At 39.1% G+C, this 276-nt stretch carries 1 pseudogene; it reads right to left on the bottom strand.

Annotated elements, in window-relative coordinates:
• Positions 1-188, bottom strand: a pseudogene (locus tag AAEY78_RS12925) (DUF421 domain-containing protein); the annotation flags it as partial.
• Positions 189-276: the final 88 nt, after the last annotated feature.

The raw sequence follows: 276 nt of genomic DNA, 5'->3' as shown, positions 1-276 counted from the left end.
GGGTCACCTGCGATAGAGCCAAGTGATAAAATAATGGTTAGCTCAAAAATAGACAGTTGGCGCACGCCGCGCTTGCCAGTAAAGCGTAAAAACAAAATGATCAGAGCAAACATCACGATGACGCGTATCACAATTTCAGCGGCAAATGCCCACGTGGTGTCATAAATAAAAATACTTGCCCAATCCATATCTTTCTTTCCTTGTCATTTTCAAATCGAGCCTATTTATAAGGTATGTATCATTTTAATTTATAAGTTAGGGTTTTTGGTATTGCAC

Origin of the sequence: Psychrobacter sp. 16-MNA-CIBAN-0192, assembly GCF_040309565.1 — a bacterium.
In the GTDB taxonomy this organism is placed as follows: Bacteria; Pseudomonadota; Gammaproteobacteria; order Pseudomonadales; family Moraxellaceae; genus Psychrobacter.
The sequence above is the reverse complement of the archived record's forward strand: the minus strand, read 5'-3'. Positions and strand labels throughout refer to the sequence as shown.